Below are 17,380 nucleotides of genomic sequence, written 5' to 3'. Positions count from 1 at the left end.
ATGGTGTTGGGGCGGTCGAGCTCGTGTTGTTCGCGGCGGTGCCGCCAAGTCCCGCAGCGACGGTGAGGGGGCGCGCGTTCCGCGGCACTGCCGCCACGGCGGTTGCTTTTCGAACTCTCAACCCGGTAGGTCGATGTCGTCGAGGTCCTTGTCGTTGCGCAACCCGCGCCAACTCGGGTGCCTCTCCGGTGTACTCGCGATATTCGATGTCCCCGATCAACTCCGGACGCACCCACCGCACCATCCCCGCGCGGCCGCGGCCGCCGATTGGGGCGTCGAATTGTGCAACCCAACCCAAACACGGCCAAAGACCCGCACAAACGACACTGCGGTCGGGCGGCCTACCCGAACAGCGCCCGGCGTTGCCAGAATCGCTGTTCTACAGATTTCATGTACGCGGCAGGATCGGTCGCCGCCGACGTCTCTTCGAGCTCTCCATCGTCGGTGACAAAGTAGATCTCATTGTCGCGCTGGCGCCCGGTCGCGGGTGTGTGCACCATCCAGCCGACGCTGAACCGCTCGGCAGCCGACCTTCCCGATGAGGTTTTGCTCGTCCCGGCATCGTGGCTGTTGATGTGCTTGCGCACCTGCGCAATTGCCAGCGACTCCGGCATCGGCTCGACAGCGAGGTCTGGATCGTGCTCCGTTTCCGAGGCTGGAGCTTGTGTCGAGTTCGCTGTGTCACTATCTCGGAGGGGTGCCGATAGCGAGTCGGCCCGTGTATTCTGCTCGTTCTGCTCACGGCTAGCGACGGCCACCACCGGCGCGGCCACACCGATTCGACCGTGCGTAACCCGGGGGTCATCCACCCAGGCACGATTCTTGGCAGGTGTTTCATCCGTAGCGGCATTGTCGGAAGCCGACGCTTCCGGCTCCAGTCGCCCGAACGGATAGGCGACGATAGGAGTCTTGTGCAGCACGATAACTTGGTGGTCGCGGGCTGTTGTGTACAGCGGGTGCTGAGGTTCGCGTTCCATGCCGCATTCCTCTTCGTTGTACCGGCAGAAGGCTTTTCGAGAGGTTCATTGTAAGCCGGGTTGGCCGAGCATCTGCCCGCTGCTGGCAAGGCATCGGTGATCCTGCCGAAATTGTTCTGTGCCGACTCGCGACGGAAACGCGGCGTCGGTGTGGGCGGAAAAAGGGCACCATGACAAAGCCGAGTCCGGTCGATCGAGGTTGGCCGGTTCGAAGCTTCATGCGTTGGCCGATCGCGCGGGAATCCCTTTGTCCGTAGGCATTTCGGCGGCCGACACCAACGATGCCGAAGCGCTGCGCCGGCCAGCGAGTGCCTCGGCGACGGGCTCGAAAGCGTCGACCGGTTCGGTGGTCTCGCCTGCGAGCGGCTCTCGACCGTGATTCTGACTTCGATCCCTCAGTATCTTGATTCCGGGTAGCATCGTTCTTCGTCATTGTGCTTACACCCGCCGTCGGCAGCCTGTACTGGACTGTGTGGCATATGGCCGAAAGGCCATCAGCCGAGTCCTATGCGCACACGATGAAGCTCGCCCGGTCTGCTGGCGCCTGCTGGCGAAGGGAGCTGACTGACCACCATGACCGCGAAATCGACCGTACACAGCGTGACATACGATTTATTGAGGTCGCTGGGCATGACAACCGTGTTCGGAAATCCGGGATCCACCGAGGAGACCTTCCTCAAGAACTTCCCGGATGACTTCACCTATGTGCTGGGTCTTCAAGAAGCATCCGTCGTCGCCATGGCGGACGCCTTCGCCCAGACCGTCCGGCGCCCGGCGCTGGTGAACCTGCACTCTTCCGCAGGGCTCGGCAACAGCATCGGCAACCTGGTCGCGGCATACCACGGGCACACTCCGCTTATCGTCACAGCCGGCCAGCAGCACCGCGAGCTGTTGATCGGTGATCCGTACCTGAGCAACCGCGACGCGGTAAACATGCCAAGGCCGTGGGTGAAGTGGTCCTACGAGCCCGCACACGCCGAGGCTGTGCCCGAAGCGTTCATGCGTGCCTACGCGATGGCCGTGCAGCCGCCTGCGGGACCGGTGTTCCTGTCCATCCCGCTCGACGACTGGAACCGCCCTTTGGAAGGGCCAGCCGTGCTGCGTACTGTCAGCAAGGCCTTTGCGCCCGACCCCGAGCGCCTGCGGCGCTTCGCCGAGCGCATCACCGTGAGTCAGCGGCCGGCGCTGATCCTGGGGCCCGACGTGGACCGCGCCGGCGGATGGCAAGCAGGCATCGCGCTGGCCGAGAAATTGAAGGCCGCGGTCTTCACCCCTCCGCTTCCGGACCGCGCCTCGTTCCCTGAGGACCACCCTCTGTACCAAGGTTCGGTCGGCATGTCGGTCAAGGCTGTCGGCGAGCGGCTCGCCGGACATGACCTCGTAGTGGTCATCGGGGCCGAGGTCTTCCGCTACTACCCGTACGTGCCCGGCGACATCCTCCCCGCCGGGACCGAACTGCTGCAGATCACCCACGACCCAACGGTCGCCGCGGCGGCCCGTGTCGGTGACAGCCTCCTCGGCGATGCCCGGCTGTCGATCGAACTGCTCACCGAGCTGGTTGGTGACGGCAGCGGCCGTGTGCAGCCCAAGCCCATGCCCCGGCCCAGGACCCTGCCGGAAAACCCGACGAGTCCGCTGACCCCGGCCGAGGTCTACGCGGCTCTCAGCGAGGTCCGTCCGGAGCACGCCGTCTTCGTCAACGAGTCCACCTCGACCATGGCCCAACATGCCGAGTGGCTGCCCACCGTGGAGCCCGACTCGTTCTTCGCCACCGCCAGTGGTGGTATCGGCTGGGCCGCACCGGCCGCCGTCGGTGTCGCCCTCGGCGACCGGGACCGCGGTATCACGCGTCCGGTGATCGGCCTGATCGGGGACGGGTCGTTCCAGTACTCGGTCCAGGGTTTGTGGACGGCCGTGCAGCAGAACTTGCCGATCGTGTACGTCGTGATGCGCAATCACGAATACTCGATCCTCAAATCCTTCGCCGCGCTGGAAGAGACACCTGGTGTGCCCGGGCTCGACCTACCGGGCCTGGACATTGCCTCCGTCGCACGGGGGTTGGGCTGCCACGCCGTCGATGTCACATCCACCGGAGACCTCGAAAAGGAGTTCAGGCTCGCGCTGGAATCCGGCACCACCACGGTCATCGTGGTGACCACCCAACCTGAGAGGGCCATGCTCTGAGGTTGGTGGCCCAGGGGAATCTCACCTCTGGGCCACCCGACCCAAGGATGAGGGCCGCGCCTGCCGACTGCGAACTTGTGTCAGTCTCAGCGGGTGGCTGTCGACGGATTCGATCGGACGCTGCATGAGGTTGCCGGCGATCTCGGAGTAGTCAATGTGGTAGATCAGTATTCGCGACGGCCCGGTCATTCCCGAAGGAGAAAATATGTCGCATCCTCCCGTGCCTCCGTTCACTCACGAGAGCGCCATAGAAAAGGTCCGTTCCGCAGAGGATGGATGGAACTCTCGCAACCCGGATAAGGTCTCCCTGGCCTACACTCCGGACTCTCGCTGGCGCAATCGAGTCGAATTCATCAACGGACGCGATGAAATCGTTTCCTTCCTCACCCGTAAATGGCGGCGAGAGCTCGACTACCGCCTTATCAAAGAGCTCTGGGCGTTCGACGGGAACCGAATCGCGGTTCGGTTTGCCTACGAGTCGCACGACGACTCGGGCAATTGGTTCCGTTCCTACGGCAACGAGAACTGGGAGTTCGACGACAACGGCCTCATGACGGTGCGGCACGCGTGCATCAACGACCTTCCCATCAAGGAGTCGGAGCGTAAGTACCACTGGCCGCTGGGACGCCGCCCAGACAATCACCCCACACTGAGCGATCTCGGCTTGTAGCTCCCTGCACACCGCCGCGATGCGCCATTCGAGCGGTTTTCCCACCGCAGTGGGCAAAGGGTTGGAACCATAGATGCGGGCGGTGCGATCCGTACCGCGTCTCGTCCCGTTGTGTTCCGCGATCTATGTCCGCCACACAGGAGGAACGAAAATCCATGATGACTACCCCGAACTCTCGGCGCCCTGCCAGCATCGCCGCTGTCTTCACCGCCATAGCCGCGGCCTCGGTGGTGGCTGCCGCTCCCGCGCTCGCCGCCGCGACTCTCGACATCACCGGTGCCGGACCGACCATGGTCCATGTCGACTACAGCTGCGACGACTCCGCCGGGGTGGTGAGCATTCAGGCGATGATGGGCGGCCCCAACGCCGACCGTCCCGCCGCCCAGGGCGCCCAGAACTCCGTCGACTGCAACGGTTCCCCGCGGAGCGCCACCGTCCCGCTGACGGTGGACCCCAGCCAGCCACCGCTGACCTTAGGTTCCGAGGCGCAAGTGCGGGTGGCGCTCGTCGACCGCAACGGCACCGTGGTCTCCGGACAGGCAAAGAAGTTCACCGTGCAGTAGTGCGCACCCGATTCCGCACAGCCGAACAATCGCCGGCCGAGTCGGTACTTCGTGCCCGACCGCTCGAGCAGACCCCACTGGACCAGTTCGCCCGCCAGTCGGTGCACGGAAGCCGTCTAAACCTCGCTTACGGCGTGCGAGTTCCGTCAATGACAGGTCGCTGTGGTTGCTGTCGAACGCAATCCGGGATCAGTCGCGTCTTGCCCAGCACGGAGAACACAGAGTGGTCATCCCCATCGCCTCCACACCCAGACCGACAAGCCGGCGTCCGATTCGACAGCGAACCAGGCGGTGGTCGGAATGCGGTAGAAGAAGGTCTCATTGGCCAGTGGTGCCGGGCCGCCGGGGAATCCGCCCAGCCACTGCGAGAAGTTCATCGGCGTCGCGGGTGGCATCACGATGAAGCCCTGGCGACCGTAGAAGTCACCTAATCGCTCGTCTTCGGCGAGGAATTGGCCGTAAAGGATCTCTACCCGCCTTTGTAGGCGAGTGAGGTTGCCGCGTTGACAAGTGGTGTTGGTGCCATGAGCAGGGACGTGGAGCGGATAGTGTGCCTACCAGCCAAAAGTTCGTAGTCGTTGCCGTCGCGATAGGAGGAAACCCGTAGTGGGAGTTCATGGTCGTGCACTAGGTGGGGTGTTGGTAACGGTGATGGTGTGCGCGGGGCTGTGGTGTGGCGGGGGGACAGCTGCCGCGCAAGATGTTGACTGGCAGAGCGACAGCACGCTGCGGTGCGCCAAGACGCACTGGGCGGAGATCAAGAACGTCGTAGACCCTTTGCTGCCGACCGCGCCGCTGATCCTGTCGTCTGATGAACAAACCAAACTGGATTCGCTGTTGAACGGTGCCGAGGTCATGCCGTCAAATCCGAGCGATGACTGGCTCCGAGCGCTCCCCGACGCTGTTTCCACGGAGCTTCTCGACCAGATCGCCGGAAAGATCATTCGATCCTGTCTCGCAGAGTCCTAGCCCCATCAACCAACCACGCAGCTGAATGGACTACTCGGTCCCGCCCCTGAGTGGGCGGGACCACTGCTGTCGGTACCCGAAGAAGCACGCCGGGCACGCAGCCTGAAGCGACCTCGGGGCGAGATCACAGCGTCAGATGTCCGATGTCGGTGAGGATGGCCCACCGTTGAGTCGGTGATCCGCGCCGGGCCATCTTCGATGGCAGGCGGTTCGCGGGATATGCCATCGAGGTTGGCCTATTTTGTCGTAGTCCGTGTTCGGTTCCGCCGAGCTACCGGACGCTGCTGGCGGAGCACAATCGGCTGCGCTGCCATCGGGAGGAGGACGATCGCGAGCGCGAGTTCGTTCTCGTGGACGAGGGGGAGCTCGTCAGGTTGAACGCCGAGCTGGTGCACATGCCCGAGGGGTCAGTCGCGAGCCGGGGCGGTACCTGTCGACTAATCACCTGGTCGGGTTCGCCGGAGCCGGTTACGAGGCGGTGTGGTGTTTCGATGTCGCGCAGTCGGGCGGAGACGGCGAGTACCCGGTCTACTACCACCATCAAGATGAGCCGTCGGCACGCTACCTCGCGGACGGTGCGTGGGAAGAGCAGGCCGACGCCGTGCCCGACTTCCCGTCGTTCGCGGCCTGGTTCGAGGCGATGGCCGCGGCCTTCACCTCCGGGCAACCCCGGCCTGGTTCGACGAGATGGGCACCCCGGCCCTGGTATGGCTCGCCCGTGACGGGATCTTCCAGGCTGGCTGACCTGCGCACTGCCACATACCTGGCGCGCCGCAGCGATCAGTTCCCGTTGTGAGTCCGCGCGATCGTGTCCCGGACGATCATCTCGAGCTGGTCGCTGATGCGGTCCAGCGCTCGAGTGCTGCGCTCGGCGCGGCACATGGCTACGCTTCCCTCGACGGCGGCGATGATCAGCGTGGCGGTACGTTCGGCGTCGGCCTGGTCGGCTCCGTGTTCGCGTAGCGATGCGATCAGCAGGGCGGTCCATCGGGAGAAAGCGGCGGCAGCCGCTTCGCGTGGGGCTGCTTCGGCTTCAGGGAGGTCTTCGATCGAGACCGCCAGCACCGGGCAGCCGGCCCGGAAGTTCGTGTCCACCACTATCTTTCGCCACATGCTCAGGAAGACGCGTAACCCCTCGACCGGTCCGTTCTCGAGCTCGCGGGCGAGCAGCGCCGCGGTCAGATCGCCCGCGAAGGTGACGGCCTCGGTGGCGAGCTGTGTCTTGCCGCCCGGGAAGTAGTGGTAGGTCGATCCCAGCGGTGCGCGGGCGTGCTTGGCCAATTCGCGCACACTGGTGGTGTTGAGACCGCGCCGCCGGATCATGTCGGCCGCGCCGGCTAGGAGTTGGCCGCCCTCGCGCAGGGGCAGCGCGAGAATGCTTGAGCTGCAGTTCATTCGTACTGGGCGCCTCGAGTGGCGGGAACGGCCCACGCCGGTGCTACACGATGCGCGTGATGCGATCGTGCGCCCTGTTGTGGCGGGGCGATGCGACGGCGACACCATGCCGATTCATCGGCATGCGTCCCGGGCGATGCAACTCGGTATGCGCGCTTGATCGCGCGTAGAGAGCGTTCTGCCGTGTCGCCGCCTGCAGTGATGAGAGCCGCGTCAAGTCCGTTCGGCGCGAACCTGGATGCTGCGAGCAGCACGTCGTCCTTGCGGCCGTCGACGACGGCATTGGCACCCAAGCGCTGGGCCAGAGCGACGCCGTCATCACTGGAGGCTACAGCCAGGACCCACCTCGTCTATAGAAACCAGCCCCAACTCGGTCGGATCGAACGGTTGAGGCGACATGGGTAGGACATCCTTCCTAGGACGGATCGCTTGCGTATGACGAACGGACGAATGGCTGGGGGAGAAGTCTGCAACGGCGGTCGCCTCGGTTAGTCGTGCTGGATCGCTGTTCCGCATCAAGCCGCTCCGGGCGATCGAAAATCGATGTACGTCAAATCCATCCCCCTGCGGCGTCGATGGTGGCGCCGGTGATATAGGAAGCGTCCGATGACAGCAAAAATGCAGTTACCGTGGCGATTTCGTCAGGTTCGGCCAGTCGGCCCAACGCGTTCATTGATTGGATGACGGGCTCCGGCGGTACGTCTCGTAGCGCCGGCGGCGTGTAGCTCGCCGTGTGCTCAGCGGCCATATCGGTGGCTGTACCGCCGGGTGCGATGGCGTTGATGGCGATTCCCCGTTCGGCCAACTCGGGTGCCAGATTGAGCACCAGTGGCGGCGATGAGCTGCGGGGGCAGGATTCTGCTCACGTCCTCGGTGACGGCCGACATGATCTCCTATGGCGCGCTGTTCCTCGCCAACCCGGACCTGCCCGCCCGGCTCGCCGCGGGCGGACCGTTCAACACACCCGACTCCGCCACGTTCTACGGCGGCGACGAGCACGGCTACACCGACTACCCCGCGCTCACGGACTGAGTACCGACCTCCCATCGAGCACGGGATCGCCACCGCCTCTAACAGCCGTGGCGATCCCCGACTCGGTGAGATGAAAACACCGCACATCCGAAGGCACCACCAGCTCCGAACGAGAAAGGCTTTCGACATGTTCACCGACGAAGAGATCGCCTATATGCAGTCCCAGCCACTGGCTCGGATCGCGACCGTCGGCGCAGACGGGCAGCCGGACGTCGTTCCGGTCGGGTTCGAGTTCGACGGGACCTACATCAACATCGGCGGATTCGCGCCCGCCACGACCAGACGACACCACAACGTGCTGGCCGGGAACCGCAAAGTCGCGCTGGTCATCGACGACCTGGTCTCGACGCAACCGTGGACACCCCGATTCCTGCGCGTGTACGGAACGGGGGAGGTGGCCGGAGGCGCACGGCCGTACCTGCGTGTCACGCCGGAGACCTCGTGGAGCTGGAATCTGAGCGGGCAACCGTTGAGCCATGATGGCCCCTCCGCTCCGCCACTCCGAACGGTGCACCGTTAGAAAGCACAACAACGGCAGAGGCAAGCCCGGCCCGCAGCGCAATGCCATAACCTCGATCTCGTTCCCCGAAGGTGATGTCGTGACTGTCTTCACGTCCACCCGAAAAGTCCGCCTGCTTTCGCTGCGAAGGCCCACCCGAGCGGTTCGCCCCAAGTACCAGATCAACCCTCGGGATCGGGTGACTCGGTGATCAGGCCGAGTGTTGATGGCGAGCACCGTGATGATCAGAGCGGCGACGAAGAATGCGCCTGCGACAAGGAATGCGGTGGTGTAGCCGTGTGTCAGCGCACTACTCGCAGCCTGGATGAGTTCTGCGTTGTGAGTGGCGAATCCGCGGTACAGCGCGGCCGCAGCATCAGGCAGTCGGTTATCGGCCGCTGATGTCGCGATCGTACTGAGGATGGCCAGGCCGAGGGCGCCGCCGACTTGTTGCGCGGTGTTCAGCAGTGCCGAGGCGATTCCAGTGTCTTCATCTCGGACGTGGCTGACCGCACCGAGAGTCATAGGGACAAAACTCAATCCGAGTCCGACTGCGGTGATGAACATGGCGGGCATCAGGTGGGTGAAATAGTCGGAGTCGGGCTGCAGGGTGCTGAACCACAGCATGCCGACCGCGCCGATCAGTAGGCCGGGTCCGGAGACTTGGCGGGGCGCGAGGCGTTCGACGAGTTTGGATCTGGCGGCCGCGGCGACTCCCATCCCGAAGCTGAATGGGAGGTAGGCGAAACCGGTTTTGACAGGGCTGAAGCCGAGGATCTGCTGCATGTACAGGGTGAGGAAGTAGAACGTGGCGAACATGCCGGCGCCGAGGAAGAGCATGGTGGCATAGGACCCCGAACGCGACCGGTCGGCAAACAAACGCAGAGCCATCAGCCGCAGCGTCTTGAACCAGAACTAGACGTTGTCATGGAACATCAACTGCCGCATTACATTTCCTTGCCGATAAATCAACGAAGCTGTGCGGCGCGCGGCCGGTGACACGCAGCACGGTGTCGGTGACACGGTCTTGCGTGCCCGCGCGGATGTCGTCGTCGAGAACGGCGAGTATGGCGGCGAAATCCGCGGGGATGCCGTACGCGACCAATCGCGCGGCGAGTTCTTTCGGCGTGCCGGAGACCACCAAATCGATTACCGAGGCCGTCCTCGACGAACTCGCTGAACAGGGCTACGGCCGGCTGTCGATGGAGGCTGTCGCCAAGCGGGCGGGCGTCGGCAAGAGCGCTCTCTACCGACGCTGGCCGTCCAAGCAGGACATGGTGATCGCCGTAGTCTCCGAGTTCAGCGTGCCGCGAGCCGTCGACCCGGACACCGGATCACTGCGCGGCGACCTTCGGGAAACCCTCGATGCGCTGCTGGAATGGCTCGACCATCCCCGCTTTTCCCGCATACTGCCCGACCTGGCCGCCGAGATGGCGCGCAACCCCGAGCTCGGTGCGGTCGTCGAGCACATGATCGGCATTCCGCGGCGGGCGCGCGGCGTGGAAATCCTCCAGCGCGCCATCGCCCGCCGCGAACTGCCCGCCGACCTCGACCTGGAACTCGCGCTCGATGTCATCGCCGCTCCCATCTACTGGCGGCTGTCCGTCCGTCGCGGCCACCTCGAACCCGGCTACCTCGATTCCCTCACCGACCTACTGCTGCGCGCGTTCGGCGCGTCATAGGTCGGCTACGACTGTTTTTGTCAATGGGGCACGGTAGCCAGGTTGTCACGTCTTTGGAGAACCCAGGTCGCATTGACGAGCCGGTCGGTAGGCACCTCGTTTCGTCGGCGGCGAGCAGGACAGACACCCTCGCCGCACTCAATCTGCCGCTGACACCGCTGAACGCGCCCTCACGACCATGCTGATCTACCGCCACAGCGCATCGGCCACAACTTGGCCTGGATACCTGCCGCCAGGGGGGCACGACCACCTCCGGCACCCGATTCCCCCGCTGAGCAAGAACTCGCGGCGAAGTTCGTTCGCGCATACCAGCCAGTGACATCGAGGCGTGCAAGAGCGGCGATAGCCGGTGCGTTGCTGATGGTTGCATCCGATTGGCGTGTCGCAGTCCGACACGCGGTTGGCTTGGCAGTAGGCGTTTTCTCGATTTGGTACTAGTGCCGTGTTCAGGAAGGTTGATGTGGTAACTGCCCGGGGTGGCGGGTTGATCCATGACCGGTGATGCTGCCTGACGGGGGTGGTGCCGGTGGCTCGGAAACCGGATGTGTTCGTCAGAGTGGTAACCCCGCAGGAAGGCCGCAAGCTGGCGCAGATCGCCCGGCGCAGCAAGGTGCCGGTCCGGATGCGGAGGGCGGTAGTGGTGATGGCGTCGGCGCAGCATCAGACGGTCGGGTTGATCGCCAAGCTGATGCAGGTTTCGGAATCCTCTGCGCGGCAGATGATCCGCGACTTCAATACCCATGGATTCGAGGCGCTCGACCCAAAATGGAAAGGGGGCAGGCCGGCGAAGACCGCTCGAGCGACGCGGGATCGGATCACTCGGATCGCCCGGTGCTGCCCCTGGGATCTGGGGTGGCCGTTCAGTGTGTGGAGTCTGTCGAAGCTGGTAGAAGTGTTGCGAGTCAACGAGATCGCCGAGTTTCAGAGCTTATTGGCGAGCACGTCGAGCTTGCTGATTTCGGGCGGGGTAGCGAAGAGCTCGTCGGCGCGTTCGCCGAGGGCCTTGGCGACCGGCCCATCGAGATGTGTTTCACGGGCGGCCTGATCTGGGAATGCGTCGATGATGCCGAACGTCGAGGGGCCGAACCGTACCGCGAACCAGGGCTTCGTGCCGGGCTCTTGCTCGACGAGTGGCAACGCCGATCGGAGGAATTCCTCGACTGCGTTTTCCTTGCCGGGTTTGGCTTCGAGTCGGACCAGCAGCGCCTTGGTGGTCATGTCGGATCTCCTGTTCGAGGTGGTGGACATGGTCCAGCATCACACCATTGACCTGTGATGGGAAGGAGCCGCCTGAGCCCTCGAATCAACAAAACCAATCTCAACCCCTAGCGATCGTGCAGCCATAAGAGGAGACTTCATGGTGGAGGGAATGCGACGCCTGGAAGCACCCACTGCTCATCGGCCGTGGCGCGAAACATGCTGGTGTGCCAATGTTTTGGTGTGGTTGTCGGTTCCGTGCGCTGTTGCGTCGTCTGCCCCAGGAGCACGATTCATTCGGCCGGTCGCTCGCATGTAGCCGCCTGTGGCTGCCGGGCCGGGCATCAACCGGAAACGCCGCATGTGAGGGAGTGTCGAGATGAAAGCGCTTGTGTACGACGGGCCACGTGAGGTCCATGTGAAGGATGTGCCCGATGCGAGGATCGAGCAGCCGACCGATGTGCTGGTAAAGATCACCAGCACCAATATTTGCGGATCGGATCTACACATGTATGAGGGCCGCACCGATCTGGAGCCCGGGATGGTCCTCGGTCACGAAAATTTGGGGATCGTCGCAGAGGTGGGCAATGCGGTGGTCAAGGTCTCGGCCGGGGATCGGGTGTGCCTGCCGTTCAACATCGGCTGCGGTTTCTGCCGAAACTGCGAGGAAGGTCTGACCGCGTTCTGCCTGACGGTGCACCCGGATCCGAAGATGGCCGGCGCCGCATTCGGTTTCGCCGGGATGGGACCGTTCTGGGGCGGACAGGCGGAGTATCTGCGGGTGCCGTTCGGCGACTTCAACTGTCTGCGGCTGCCCGAGGATGCGCAGGACAAGGAAACCGACTACGTGATGCTCTCCGACATCTTTCCCACCGGATGGCACTGCACCCGCCTGGCCGACATGCAGCCCGGCGATTCGATGGTGATCTACGGGGCCGGGCCGGTCGGTCTGATGGCGGCATACTCGGCGATGATCCAGGGCGCGAGCAAGGTGATGATCGTCGACCGTCACCCCGACCGGCTGCGGCTCGCCGAGCAGATCGGGGCCATACCCATCGACGACTCCACCGGCGACCCGGTCGAGCAGGTCCTCGATCAGACCAACGGGCGCGGCGCCGACAAGGGTTGCGAGTGTGTCGGGTACCAGGCACACGACCCGCAAGGTCATGAAGACGCCGCGATGACGATGAACCGGCTCGTCGACTCGGTGCGCTTCACCGGCCACATCGGCGTGGTCGGCATCTTCCTGCCCCAGGACCAAAACGGCCCCGATGAACTCGAACGCCACGGCAAGATCGCCTTCGACATGGGCAAATTCTGGTTCAAGGGGCAGAAGGTCGGCACCGGACAGGCCAACGTGAAGCACTACAATCGGCAGCTGCGCGACCTGATCCACGAGGGCCGGGCGACACCGTCCTGGATCGTCTCTCACGAGCTTCCGCTGGCCGAGGCCGAGTCCGGCTATCAGCATTTCGATGCCCGGGACGACGGATGGACCAAGGTCGTCATGCATCCGTGAGGCGTCCCGGACCGAGAGGAGCGCAACCATGGCAACGACACTGCAGGGCAAGCGGATCGCGATACTGGTTGCCGCCGGGGCCGACGTCGTCGAGGACGAGGTCGCGATCGACGGGAACCTGATCTCGAGCCGCTCGCCCGGCGACCTCCCCGCGTTCTGTCGGGCCATCGTCGAGCAGTCCGCGACGCCCCAAGGGAGCGGGTCATGACAGTGAACCAGACCTCGGTGTCCCTCGACGATGCGCAGCGGGTGATCGCCGCCGGACAGGCCAAAGCCGACGAGATCGAGTCGCCGTCGAACATTGCGGTGGTCGATGCCGGCGGTAACCTCGTGGCCCACGTGCGGATGGACGGTGCCTGGATCGCCAGCATCGACATCTCGATCAACAAGGCGTTCACCGCGCGGGCGCTGGACATCTCGACCGAGGACCTCGCGGCCGACGCGGGTCCGGGCGGGCAGTTCTACGGGATACACGCCTCCAACGGGGGGCGCATCATGATCTTCGCCGGCGGTGTGCCGCTGCGGCGCAACGGCCAGGTCGTCGGCGCGGTCGGCGTCAGCGGTGGCACCGGAGAGCAGGACAAGACCGTCGCCGAGGCGGCCGTGGTGGCGATCTGAGCAGTGAACTACGCCGACACCGCGAGGTCGCGGATAACCCTGCGCTAGTGCCTCGTCAAGAAGCCTTCGGTAGGTAATCCGGTCGCCGGATCACACCTGCTCGGCGCTCTGGCCTGGCTACCGGGAAAATCCACTATCGAAAGGTCGCGCGCAACCGTCTGGGCTTGCGCTGCGGAAACCAGCCGCGACCAGTGCGGGGTTGCAGGTTCAACGGCCCGAACTCGTCGACACAGACCACCCGCCCGTCGGCAGGTCGATGGTCGTAGAGGTCGAGGATGCGGTTCATCTTGCTAGCGAACTCGGGATCAGTGCCGACTTTCCAGGTCTTGATCGCCTGCCACGACACACCTTCGGCTTTCAAGATTTTACGCAGCGTCTCACGGCTGATGAGAGCGATCTCGTTGGTGGCCAGCACTTCTCGTAGTTTCGACAGACTCCACGTCGAGTAGGGCCACCCCAGATCCCGCGGGCAGCACCGAGCGATACAAGCGATATGTTCACGCGTCGCCCGATCGACCTTCTTCGGCCTGCCCGCGCTCCATTTCGGGTCCAGCGCTTCGAACCCCCGTTCGTTGAACTCGTCGATCACTTGCCGCACATACGCTTCGCTGACCTGCATCAACCTCGCGATCGCCGGAACAGGCTGCCGTTGCGCCGTGGCCATCACCACGATCGCTCGTCGCGTCCTGATCGGTTGTCTGCTCGTCTTGGTGATCTTCTGCAACCGACGACCCTTCTCCGGGGTCACCACTCGCACAAACACTTCCGAGCCACCGACACCACCTCCACAGGCAGCATCACCGGCAACAGGGCCAGGATCAACCCGACACCCGGTTACCGGGGCATCGCGCGCCGGTTGCGCCGGATATGGCTACTAACCGCCAGTTGGCGACGCGATCAACGATCTGCACATGTCACGGACCGAGAGCTGCAAGAATCAAGATTGATGAACGATCAGCACGGCACCGGCGAGGAACAATCGGCCGAGTCGCAGAAGGAAGATCCGCCTTCAACAGACTGGGTCCGGTTTCAACACGTCTACGGACCTGCGCAGCCCGGAGAGTCGACGGTCCGGTACAGGCGACGGCGGACCAGCGACCAGGACAAGTTTCGATCCGCCTACCCGTCATCTCCGGAAGAGACCGGGTTCTTGAAGAGGCTTCTCAAGAAACTGTTCAGGAGGAAGTAGCCGCCGGTGGCAATGGCTGAGCAGGGCGCGGGGTGGGCGGCCTTCATTCATGATCAACTCAACCGTGAGTACTCCCGTCGCGACACCATCAACACACGTGCGGCGGGTGCCGTCACGAGTGCGACCGGGCTGGTGACAGTCGTGTTGGCGGTGGTCGCGGTGCTGAAGGGCAAGGACTTCACGTTGACCGGTGGTGCACTCGTCGCCTTGTACGTCGCGATGCTCGCTTTGCTTGGATCCGCCGTTCTGGCTGTTCTCGCCGGGGTCAGCTGGCGGTATCGCGTCACGTCCACCGATTCGATGCGGGCGATGCTGGTCGACCACTGGACCGACAGCGAAGTGGACGCCCGGTACATATCGGCGTACTGCAACCTGGAGACGGTCGAGTCGCTCCGGGCAGGCACCTCCCTCAAGGCTCATCTGCTGCTGGGTGCTGCGGCAATGCAGGTTCTGTCGATTCTGGCGATGGCTACCAGTGCGCTTATCCTCGTGGCGTAACGCCCCATCCCGTACACCCCGAATACCCGCAGCTGCGGCGCCTTGCTCGACAACCCATAGGTCGCTAGCCCGATCACCCGACGCTGAGGAACCATCGACACATCCAGCGCCTGGCCACCCAGTGCGATGAGGTCGGCCAGTCGGTCGAGCGCGGCGACCATCCCTTTGGAGCTGGGCCGGAACACGCCCTTGCGCAGTCGTTCCAGTTCGCTGACGCGGCGCTTGCCGTCGGGCGCGTCCAGCTACTGCCGCGGGCGGCGGGCGGCGGGCGGCGGGCGGCGGGCGGCGCCGCAGGCGGGGGCGAGTACTTGGTACCGACCAAGTTTCCGTTCCGGTACCAGTCGAAACGCATTTGCACGCATTGGCCGTCCGCGCCGCCTGCGACCCAACCTTTGACGGAAGCGGGATTCCAGCAGCTGCTCCCTGCCGAGGCTCCCCACGAAGGGGTGTAATTCCAGCTGATCTGCTCGGCGGTCATCGCCGGTGGCCGGCCGAGGCGTTGCCCGCGGGCTCGGGCGGCGGCCAGGCCCTCGTTGGTGCCGTCGACGATCAGCTCGCGGATGAACTCGGCGAGCGCAGCGAACACGTGGAAGACGAGTCTGCCGCCGGGGCGCAGGTAGTCCAGGCACGCCCACAGCTGCTCGCGTTCGGCGTTCTTGCCGGACTTCTTGTCGCTGAAGATCCGCTGGCATCCGGCCGCGGTGAGCGCGGCGATCTGACGGTCGAGCAGTTGGCCCTTGGTCGAGACCCGGCCGTAGCCGACGAGGGCGCCGCCGCCGATCGGGTCGAGCGCGTCTCCGTCGAGGGCGAGCGGTTCGGCGATGTCGAGGGAGCGAGTCCGGCTGGCCACGCCCGGAACTGTACGAGAAAGGCCGACAGGACTTGTTGAACACCAACCGTTTTCGACACGTTTGTTGAACACCATGCTGGCGCGGTCGTCCTGGCGATTCCACCCGACGAGGCCGGTGCTCGAGAACCGAACGATTCTCGAACAGTCCGCGCCCGACCCCGGTCAATCCGGTGATTTCGACGATGTGCTGATGTCGCGGCGTAGCCGGTCGTTGTCGGCGTGCAGGTCTGCGTTGACGTCTTCGAGGTCGAGGATGCGGGCGATGCCGACCAGGTTCACTCCCGCCGCGGCGAGCGCGGCGATCCGGTGCAGGCGGGCGAGGTCGTCGCTGCTGTAGCGGCGGGTTCCGCCGTCGCTGCGGACGGGGGTGAGTAGGCCGTGGCGTTCGTAGAGGCGCAGCGTTTGCACCCCGATCCCGGCCAGATCGGCGGTCACCGAGATGCCATACACGGCCCGCCCCGGATCGGGCAGATGTGATTCGGGCTGCGGCTCCTGCGGCATCCTTCTCCTTACCTCTGAACTCCTGACAGATTTCCTATTCTAGATGCTTGCACTCTTCTATCGAGAGTGGTAAAAAAATCTATGCCAGATGGCATAAGTTATCTGGTCCTACGATGAAGAATGGAGTGTGTTGGAGGTGGCGACCATGCTGATGCGTACCGATCCTTTCCGTGATCTGGACCGTCTCACGCAGCAGGTGCTCGGCACGGCAGCCCGTCCCACGGTGATGCCGATGGATGCCTGGCGCGAGGGCGATGAGTTCCTGGTCGAGTTCGACCTGCCCGGTATCGACCCGAAGTCTCTGGACTTGGACATCGAGCGCAACGTGGTGACCGTGCGAGCCGCACGCCCGGAGCTGGACTCCGGCCGGGAGATGATCGCCGCGGAACGTTCTCGCGGGATGTTCAGCCGCCAGCTATTTCTCGGTGAGGGCCTCGACACCGACCACATTCGCGCCGACTACACCGATGGTGTGCTGCGCCTGGCGATCCCGGTCGCGGAGAAGGCCAAACCTCGCAAGATCGAGATCGAACACAGCGACCGACGCGAGGCGATCAACGCCTGACCCACTGGCCCGGCGCTTCTCTTCAGGAGGCCGGCGTCATGACTACGGCAGATGCTTGTGAAGTAACTCGCTGCCAAGGGAAGAAGAAATCTGTTGTGGCGGGTGTAGACATTCCATGACGGTCGGTATACAGTCACTGTCGTTCGAATTGATAAGTCCAGAGGCCAGGCAGGTGAACTGCCTGGAACATGAGGTTCCACCGTCCCCTCCGGCGGAGACGAGAATCCGGTGCAGTCGGCCGGCCCGTCGGAGGGGACGAAGAAGCAAGACCGAGAAGTAGCGCGGATAGGACCAGCAATCCAGGAGGTGGTGCTCACTGAGTCGTCATTTATCAGTTCCGTGTCCCGGGATGTGTCGGGTGCGGTGTAGTACATCGGCCCGCTCGGCCGGTGAGCAAAGTTGATATCAATCCCCCCTTCGTAAGATCCCAGGCCCCGGCGCACATGCGCCGGGGCCTGTGGGCGTTGGACCC

The 17,380-nt window shown here is 64.1% G+C and carries 21 protein-coding genes and 4 pseudogenes; 15 read left to right on the top strand and 10 right to left on the bottom strand.

What is annotated here, in order from left to right; genetic code table 11:
* Window positions 1-341: 341 nt before the first annotated feature.
* Complete coding sequence (locus ACLMAJ_RS03745; RefSeq protein ID WP_412012055.1) at window positions 342-614, bottom strand: hypothetical protein; 273 nt, start codon at window positions 612-614, stop codon at window positions 342-344.
* A 524-nt stretch (window positions 615-1,138) separates the two neighbouring features.
* Between ACLMAJ_RS03745 and ACLMAJ_RS03740 the strand changes: the two are divergent.
* The 4 genes and pseudogenes from ACLMAJ_RS03740 to ACLMAJ_RS03725 all read left to right on the top strand — a co-directional run.
* A pseudogene (locus ACLMAJ_RS03740) lies at window positions 1,139-1,272 on the top strand (IS5/IS1182 family transposase); the annotation flags it as partial.
* A 278-nt stretch (window positions 1,273-1,550) separates the two neighbouring features.
* Complete coding sequence (gene mdlC, locus ACLMAJ_RS03735) at window positions 1,551-3,161, top strand: benzoylformate decarboxylase (protein WP_412012054.1); 1,611 nt, start codon at window positions 1,551-1,553, stop codon at window positions 3,159-3,161.
* A gap of 205 nt (window positions 3,162-3,366) precedes the next feature.
* On the top strand, window positions 3,367-3,831 hold the full coding sequence (locus ACLMAJ_RS03730; protein ID WP_412012053.1) for a nuclear transport factor 2 family protein: 465 nt from the start codon (window positions 3,367-3,369) through the stop codon (window positions 3,829-3,831).
* A 155-nt stretch (window positions 3,832-3,986) separates the two neighbouring features.
* Window positions 3,987-4,394, top strand: coding sequence for a hypothetical protein (locus tag ACLMAJ_RS03725; protein ID WP_412012528.1), 408 nt, complete (start codon window positions 3,987-3,989; stop codon window positions 4,392-4,394).
* Window positions 4,395-4,417: 23 nt separating this feature from the next.
* Here ACLMAJ_RS03725 and ACLMAJ_RS03720 read toward each other — a convergent pair.
* Together ACLMAJ_RS03720 and ACLMAJ_RS03715 are read right to left on the bottom strand one after the other, a co-directional pair.
* Window positions 4,418-4,614: pseudogene (locus ACLMAJ_RS03720) on the bottom strand (helix-turn-helix domain-containing protein); the annotation flags it as partial.
* A gap of 7 nt (window positions 4,615-4,621) precedes the next feature.
* Window positions 4,622-4,792: a hypothetical protein gene (locus ACLMAJ_RS03715; RefSeq protein WP_412012052.1), complete on the bottom strand. Its 171-nt coding sequence runs from the start codon at window positions 4,790-4,792 to the stop codon at window positions 4,622-4,624.
* Between the two features lie 238 nt (window positions 4,793-5,030).
* On the opposite strand from ACLMAJ_RS03715, the gene ACLMAJ_RS03710 reads away from it, so the two are divergent.
* Together ACLMAJ_RS03710 and ACLMAJ_RS03705 are read left to right on the top strand one after the other, a co-directional pair.
* Window positions 5,031-5,363 carry a hypothetical protein gene (locus tag ACLMAJ_RS03710; protein WP_412012051.1) on the top strand — a complete coding sequence of 111 codons (333 nt, stop codon included), beginning with the start codon at window positions 5,031-5,033 and terminating at the stop codon, window positions 5,361-5,363.
* Between the two features lie 478 nt (window positions 5,364-5,841).
* Window positions 5,842-6,159, top strand: coding sequence for a hypothetical protein (locus tag ACLMAJ_RS03705; RefSeq protein WP_412012050.1), 318 nt, complete (start codon window positions 5,842-5,844; stop codon window positions 6,157-6,159).
* Here ACLMAJ_RS03705 and ACLMAJ_RS03700 read toward each other — a convergent pair.
* Window positions 6,144-6,758: a TetR/AcrR family transcriptional regulator gene (locus ACLMAJ_RS03700; RefSeq protein WP_412012049.1), complete on the bottom strand. Its 615-nt coding sequence runs from the start codon at window positions 6,756-6,758 to the stop codon at window positions 6,144-6,146. The genes ACLMAJ_RS03705 and ACLMAJ_RS03700 overlap by 16 nt on opposite strands.
* A gap of 550 nt (window positions 6,759-7,308) precedes the next feature.
* On the bottom strand, window positions 7,309-7,584 hold the full coding sequence (locus ACLMAJ_RS03690) for an SDR family oxidoreductase (RefSeq protein WP_412012047.1): 276 nt from the start codon (window positions 7,582-7,584) through the stop codon (window positions 7,309-7,311).
* Window positions 7,585-7,586: 2 nt separating this feature from the next.
* Here ACLMAJ_RS03690 and ACLMAJ_RS03685 point away from each other — a divergent pair, with 2 nt between their 5' ends.
* Window positions 7,587-7,790, top strand: coding sequence for a hypothetical protein (locus ACLMAJ_RS03685; protein WP_412012046.1), 204 nt, complete (start codon window positions 7,587-7,589; stop codon window positions 7,788-7,790).
* Between the two features lie 127 nt (window positions 7,791-7,917).
* On the top strand, window positions 7,918-8,310 hold the full coding sequence (locus tag ACLMAJ_RS03680) for a PPOX class F420-dependent oxidoreductase (protein WP_412012491.1): 393 nt from the start codon (window positions 7,918-7,920) through the stop codon (window positions 8,308-8,310).
* 420 nt (window positions 8,311-8,730) lie between these two features.
* On the opposite strand, the pseudogene ACLMAJ_RS03675 reads toward ACLMAJ_RS03680, so the two are convergent.
* Window positions 8,731-9,129 (bottom strand): annotated as a pseudogene (locus ACLMAJ_RS03675) (MFS transporter); the annotation flags it as partial.
* A gap of 227 nt (window positions 9,130-9,356) precedes the next feature.
* On the opposite strand from ACLMAJ_RS03675, the gene ACLMAJ_RS03670 reads away from it, so the two are divergent.
* Together ACLMAJ_RS03670 and ACLMAJ_RS38065 are read left to right on the top strand one after the other, a co-directional pair.
* Complete coding sequence (locus tag ACLMAJ_RS03670; protein WP_412012045.1) at window positions 9,357-9,971, top strand: TetR/AcrR family transcriptional regulator; 615 nt, start codon at window positions 9,357-9,359, stop codon at window positions 9,969-9,971.
* Between the two features lie 622 nt (window positions 9,972-10,593).
* Window positions 10,594-10,701, top strand: a pseudogene (locus ACLMAJ_RS38065) (helix-turn-helix domain-containing protein); the annotation flags it as partial.
* 191 nt (window positions 10,702-10,892) lie between these two features.
* On the opposite strand, the gene ACLMAJ_RS03660 reads toward ACLMAJ_RS38065, so the two are convergent.
* A complete protein-coding gene (locus ACLMAJ_RS03660) occupies window positions 10,893-11,189 on the bottom strand; it encodes a putative quinol monooxygenase (RefSeq protein WP_412012044.1) in 297 nt (98 codons plus the stop codon).
* Between the two features lie 358 nt (window positions 11,190-11,547).
* Between ACLMAJ_RS03660 and ACLMAJ_RS03655 the strand changes: the two genes are divergently transcribed.
* From ACLMAJ_RS03655 to ACLMAJ_RS03645, 3 genes are read left to right on the top strand one after another with little or no spacing between them, the layout of a single operon-like run.
* A complete protein-coding gene (locus ACLMAJ_RS03655) occupies window positions 11,548-12,687 on the top strand; it encodes a glutathione-independent formaldehyde dehydrogenase (protein WP_412012043.1) in 1,140 nt (379 codons plus the stop codon).
* A 28-nt stretch (window positions 12,688-12,715) separates the two neighbouring features.
* Entirely contained in the window at window positions 12,716-12,895 is a 180-nt protein-coding gene (locus ACLMAJ_RS03650; RefSeq protein WP_412012042.1) for a DJ-1/PfpI family protein, read from the top strand.
* Window positions 12,892-13,305 (top strand): GlcG/HbpS family heme-binding protein, encoded by a 414-nt coding sequence (locus tag ACLMAJ_RS03645; RefSeq protein ID WP_412012041.1) that lies wholly within the window; start codon window positions 12,892-12,894, stop codon window positions 13,303-13,305. Before ACLMAJ_RS03650 ends, ACLMAJ_RS03645 begins: the two co-directional genes overlap by 4 nt.
* Before the next feature lie 133 nt (window positions 13,306-13,438).
* Here the strand turns inward: ACLMAJ_RS03645 and ACLMAJ_RS03640 are convergent, their stop codons facing one another.
* Complete coding sequence (locus ACLMAJ_RS03640; RefSeq protein ID WP_412012040.1) at window positions 13,439-14,062, bottom strand: IS630 family transposase; 624 nt, start codon at window positions 14,060-14,062, stop codon at window positions 13,439-13,441.
* Between the two features lie 438 nt (window positions 14,063-14,500).
* Here ACLMAJ_RS03640 and ACLMAJ_RS03635 point away from each other — a divergent pair, with 438 nt between their 5' ends.
* On the top strand, window positions 14,501-14,992 hold the full coding sequence (locus ACLMAJ_RS03635) for a hypothetical protein (RefSeq protein WP_412012039.1): 492 nt from the start codon (window positions 14,501-14,503) through the stop codon (window positions 14,990-14,992).
* Between the two features lie 73 nt (window positions 14,993-15,065).
* On the opposite strand, the gene ACLMAJ_RS03630 is transcribed toward ACLMAJ_RS03635, so the two are convergent.
* Window positions 15,066-15,842: a recombinase family protein gene (locus ACLMAJ_RS03630; protein WP_412012038.1), complete on the bottom strand. Its 777-nt coding sequence runs from the start codon at window positions 15,840-15,842 to the stop codon at window positions 15,066-15,068.
* 162 nt (window positions 15,843-16,004) lie between these two features.
* On the bottom strand, window positions 16,005-16,343 hold the full coding sequence (locus tag ACLMAJ_RS03625) for a MerR family transcriptional regulator (RefSeq protein WP_412012037.1): 339 nt from the start codon (window positions 16,341-16,343) through the stop codon (window positions 16,005-16,007).
* 145 nt (window positions 16,344-16,488) lie between these two features.
* Between ACLMAJ_RS03625 and ACLMAJ_RS03620 the strand changes: the two genes are divergently transcribed.
* Window positions 16,489-16,908 (top strand): Hsp20/alpha crystallin family protein, encoded by a 420-nt coding sequence (locus ACLMAJ_RS03620; protein ID WP_412012036.1) that lies wholly within the window; start codon window positions 16,489-16,491, stop codon window positions 16,906-16,908.
* Window positions 16,909-17,380: the final 472 nt, after the last annotated feature.

Source organism: Nocardia arseniciresistens (assembly GCF_046764875.1).
Taxonomy (GTDB): Bacteria; Actinomycetota; Actinomycetes; order Mycobacteriales; family Mycobacteriaceae; genus Nocardia; species Nocardia arseniciresistens.
Note: the sequence above shows the minus strand (reverse complement) of the source record. Positions and strands in the feature narration are given on the sequence as shown.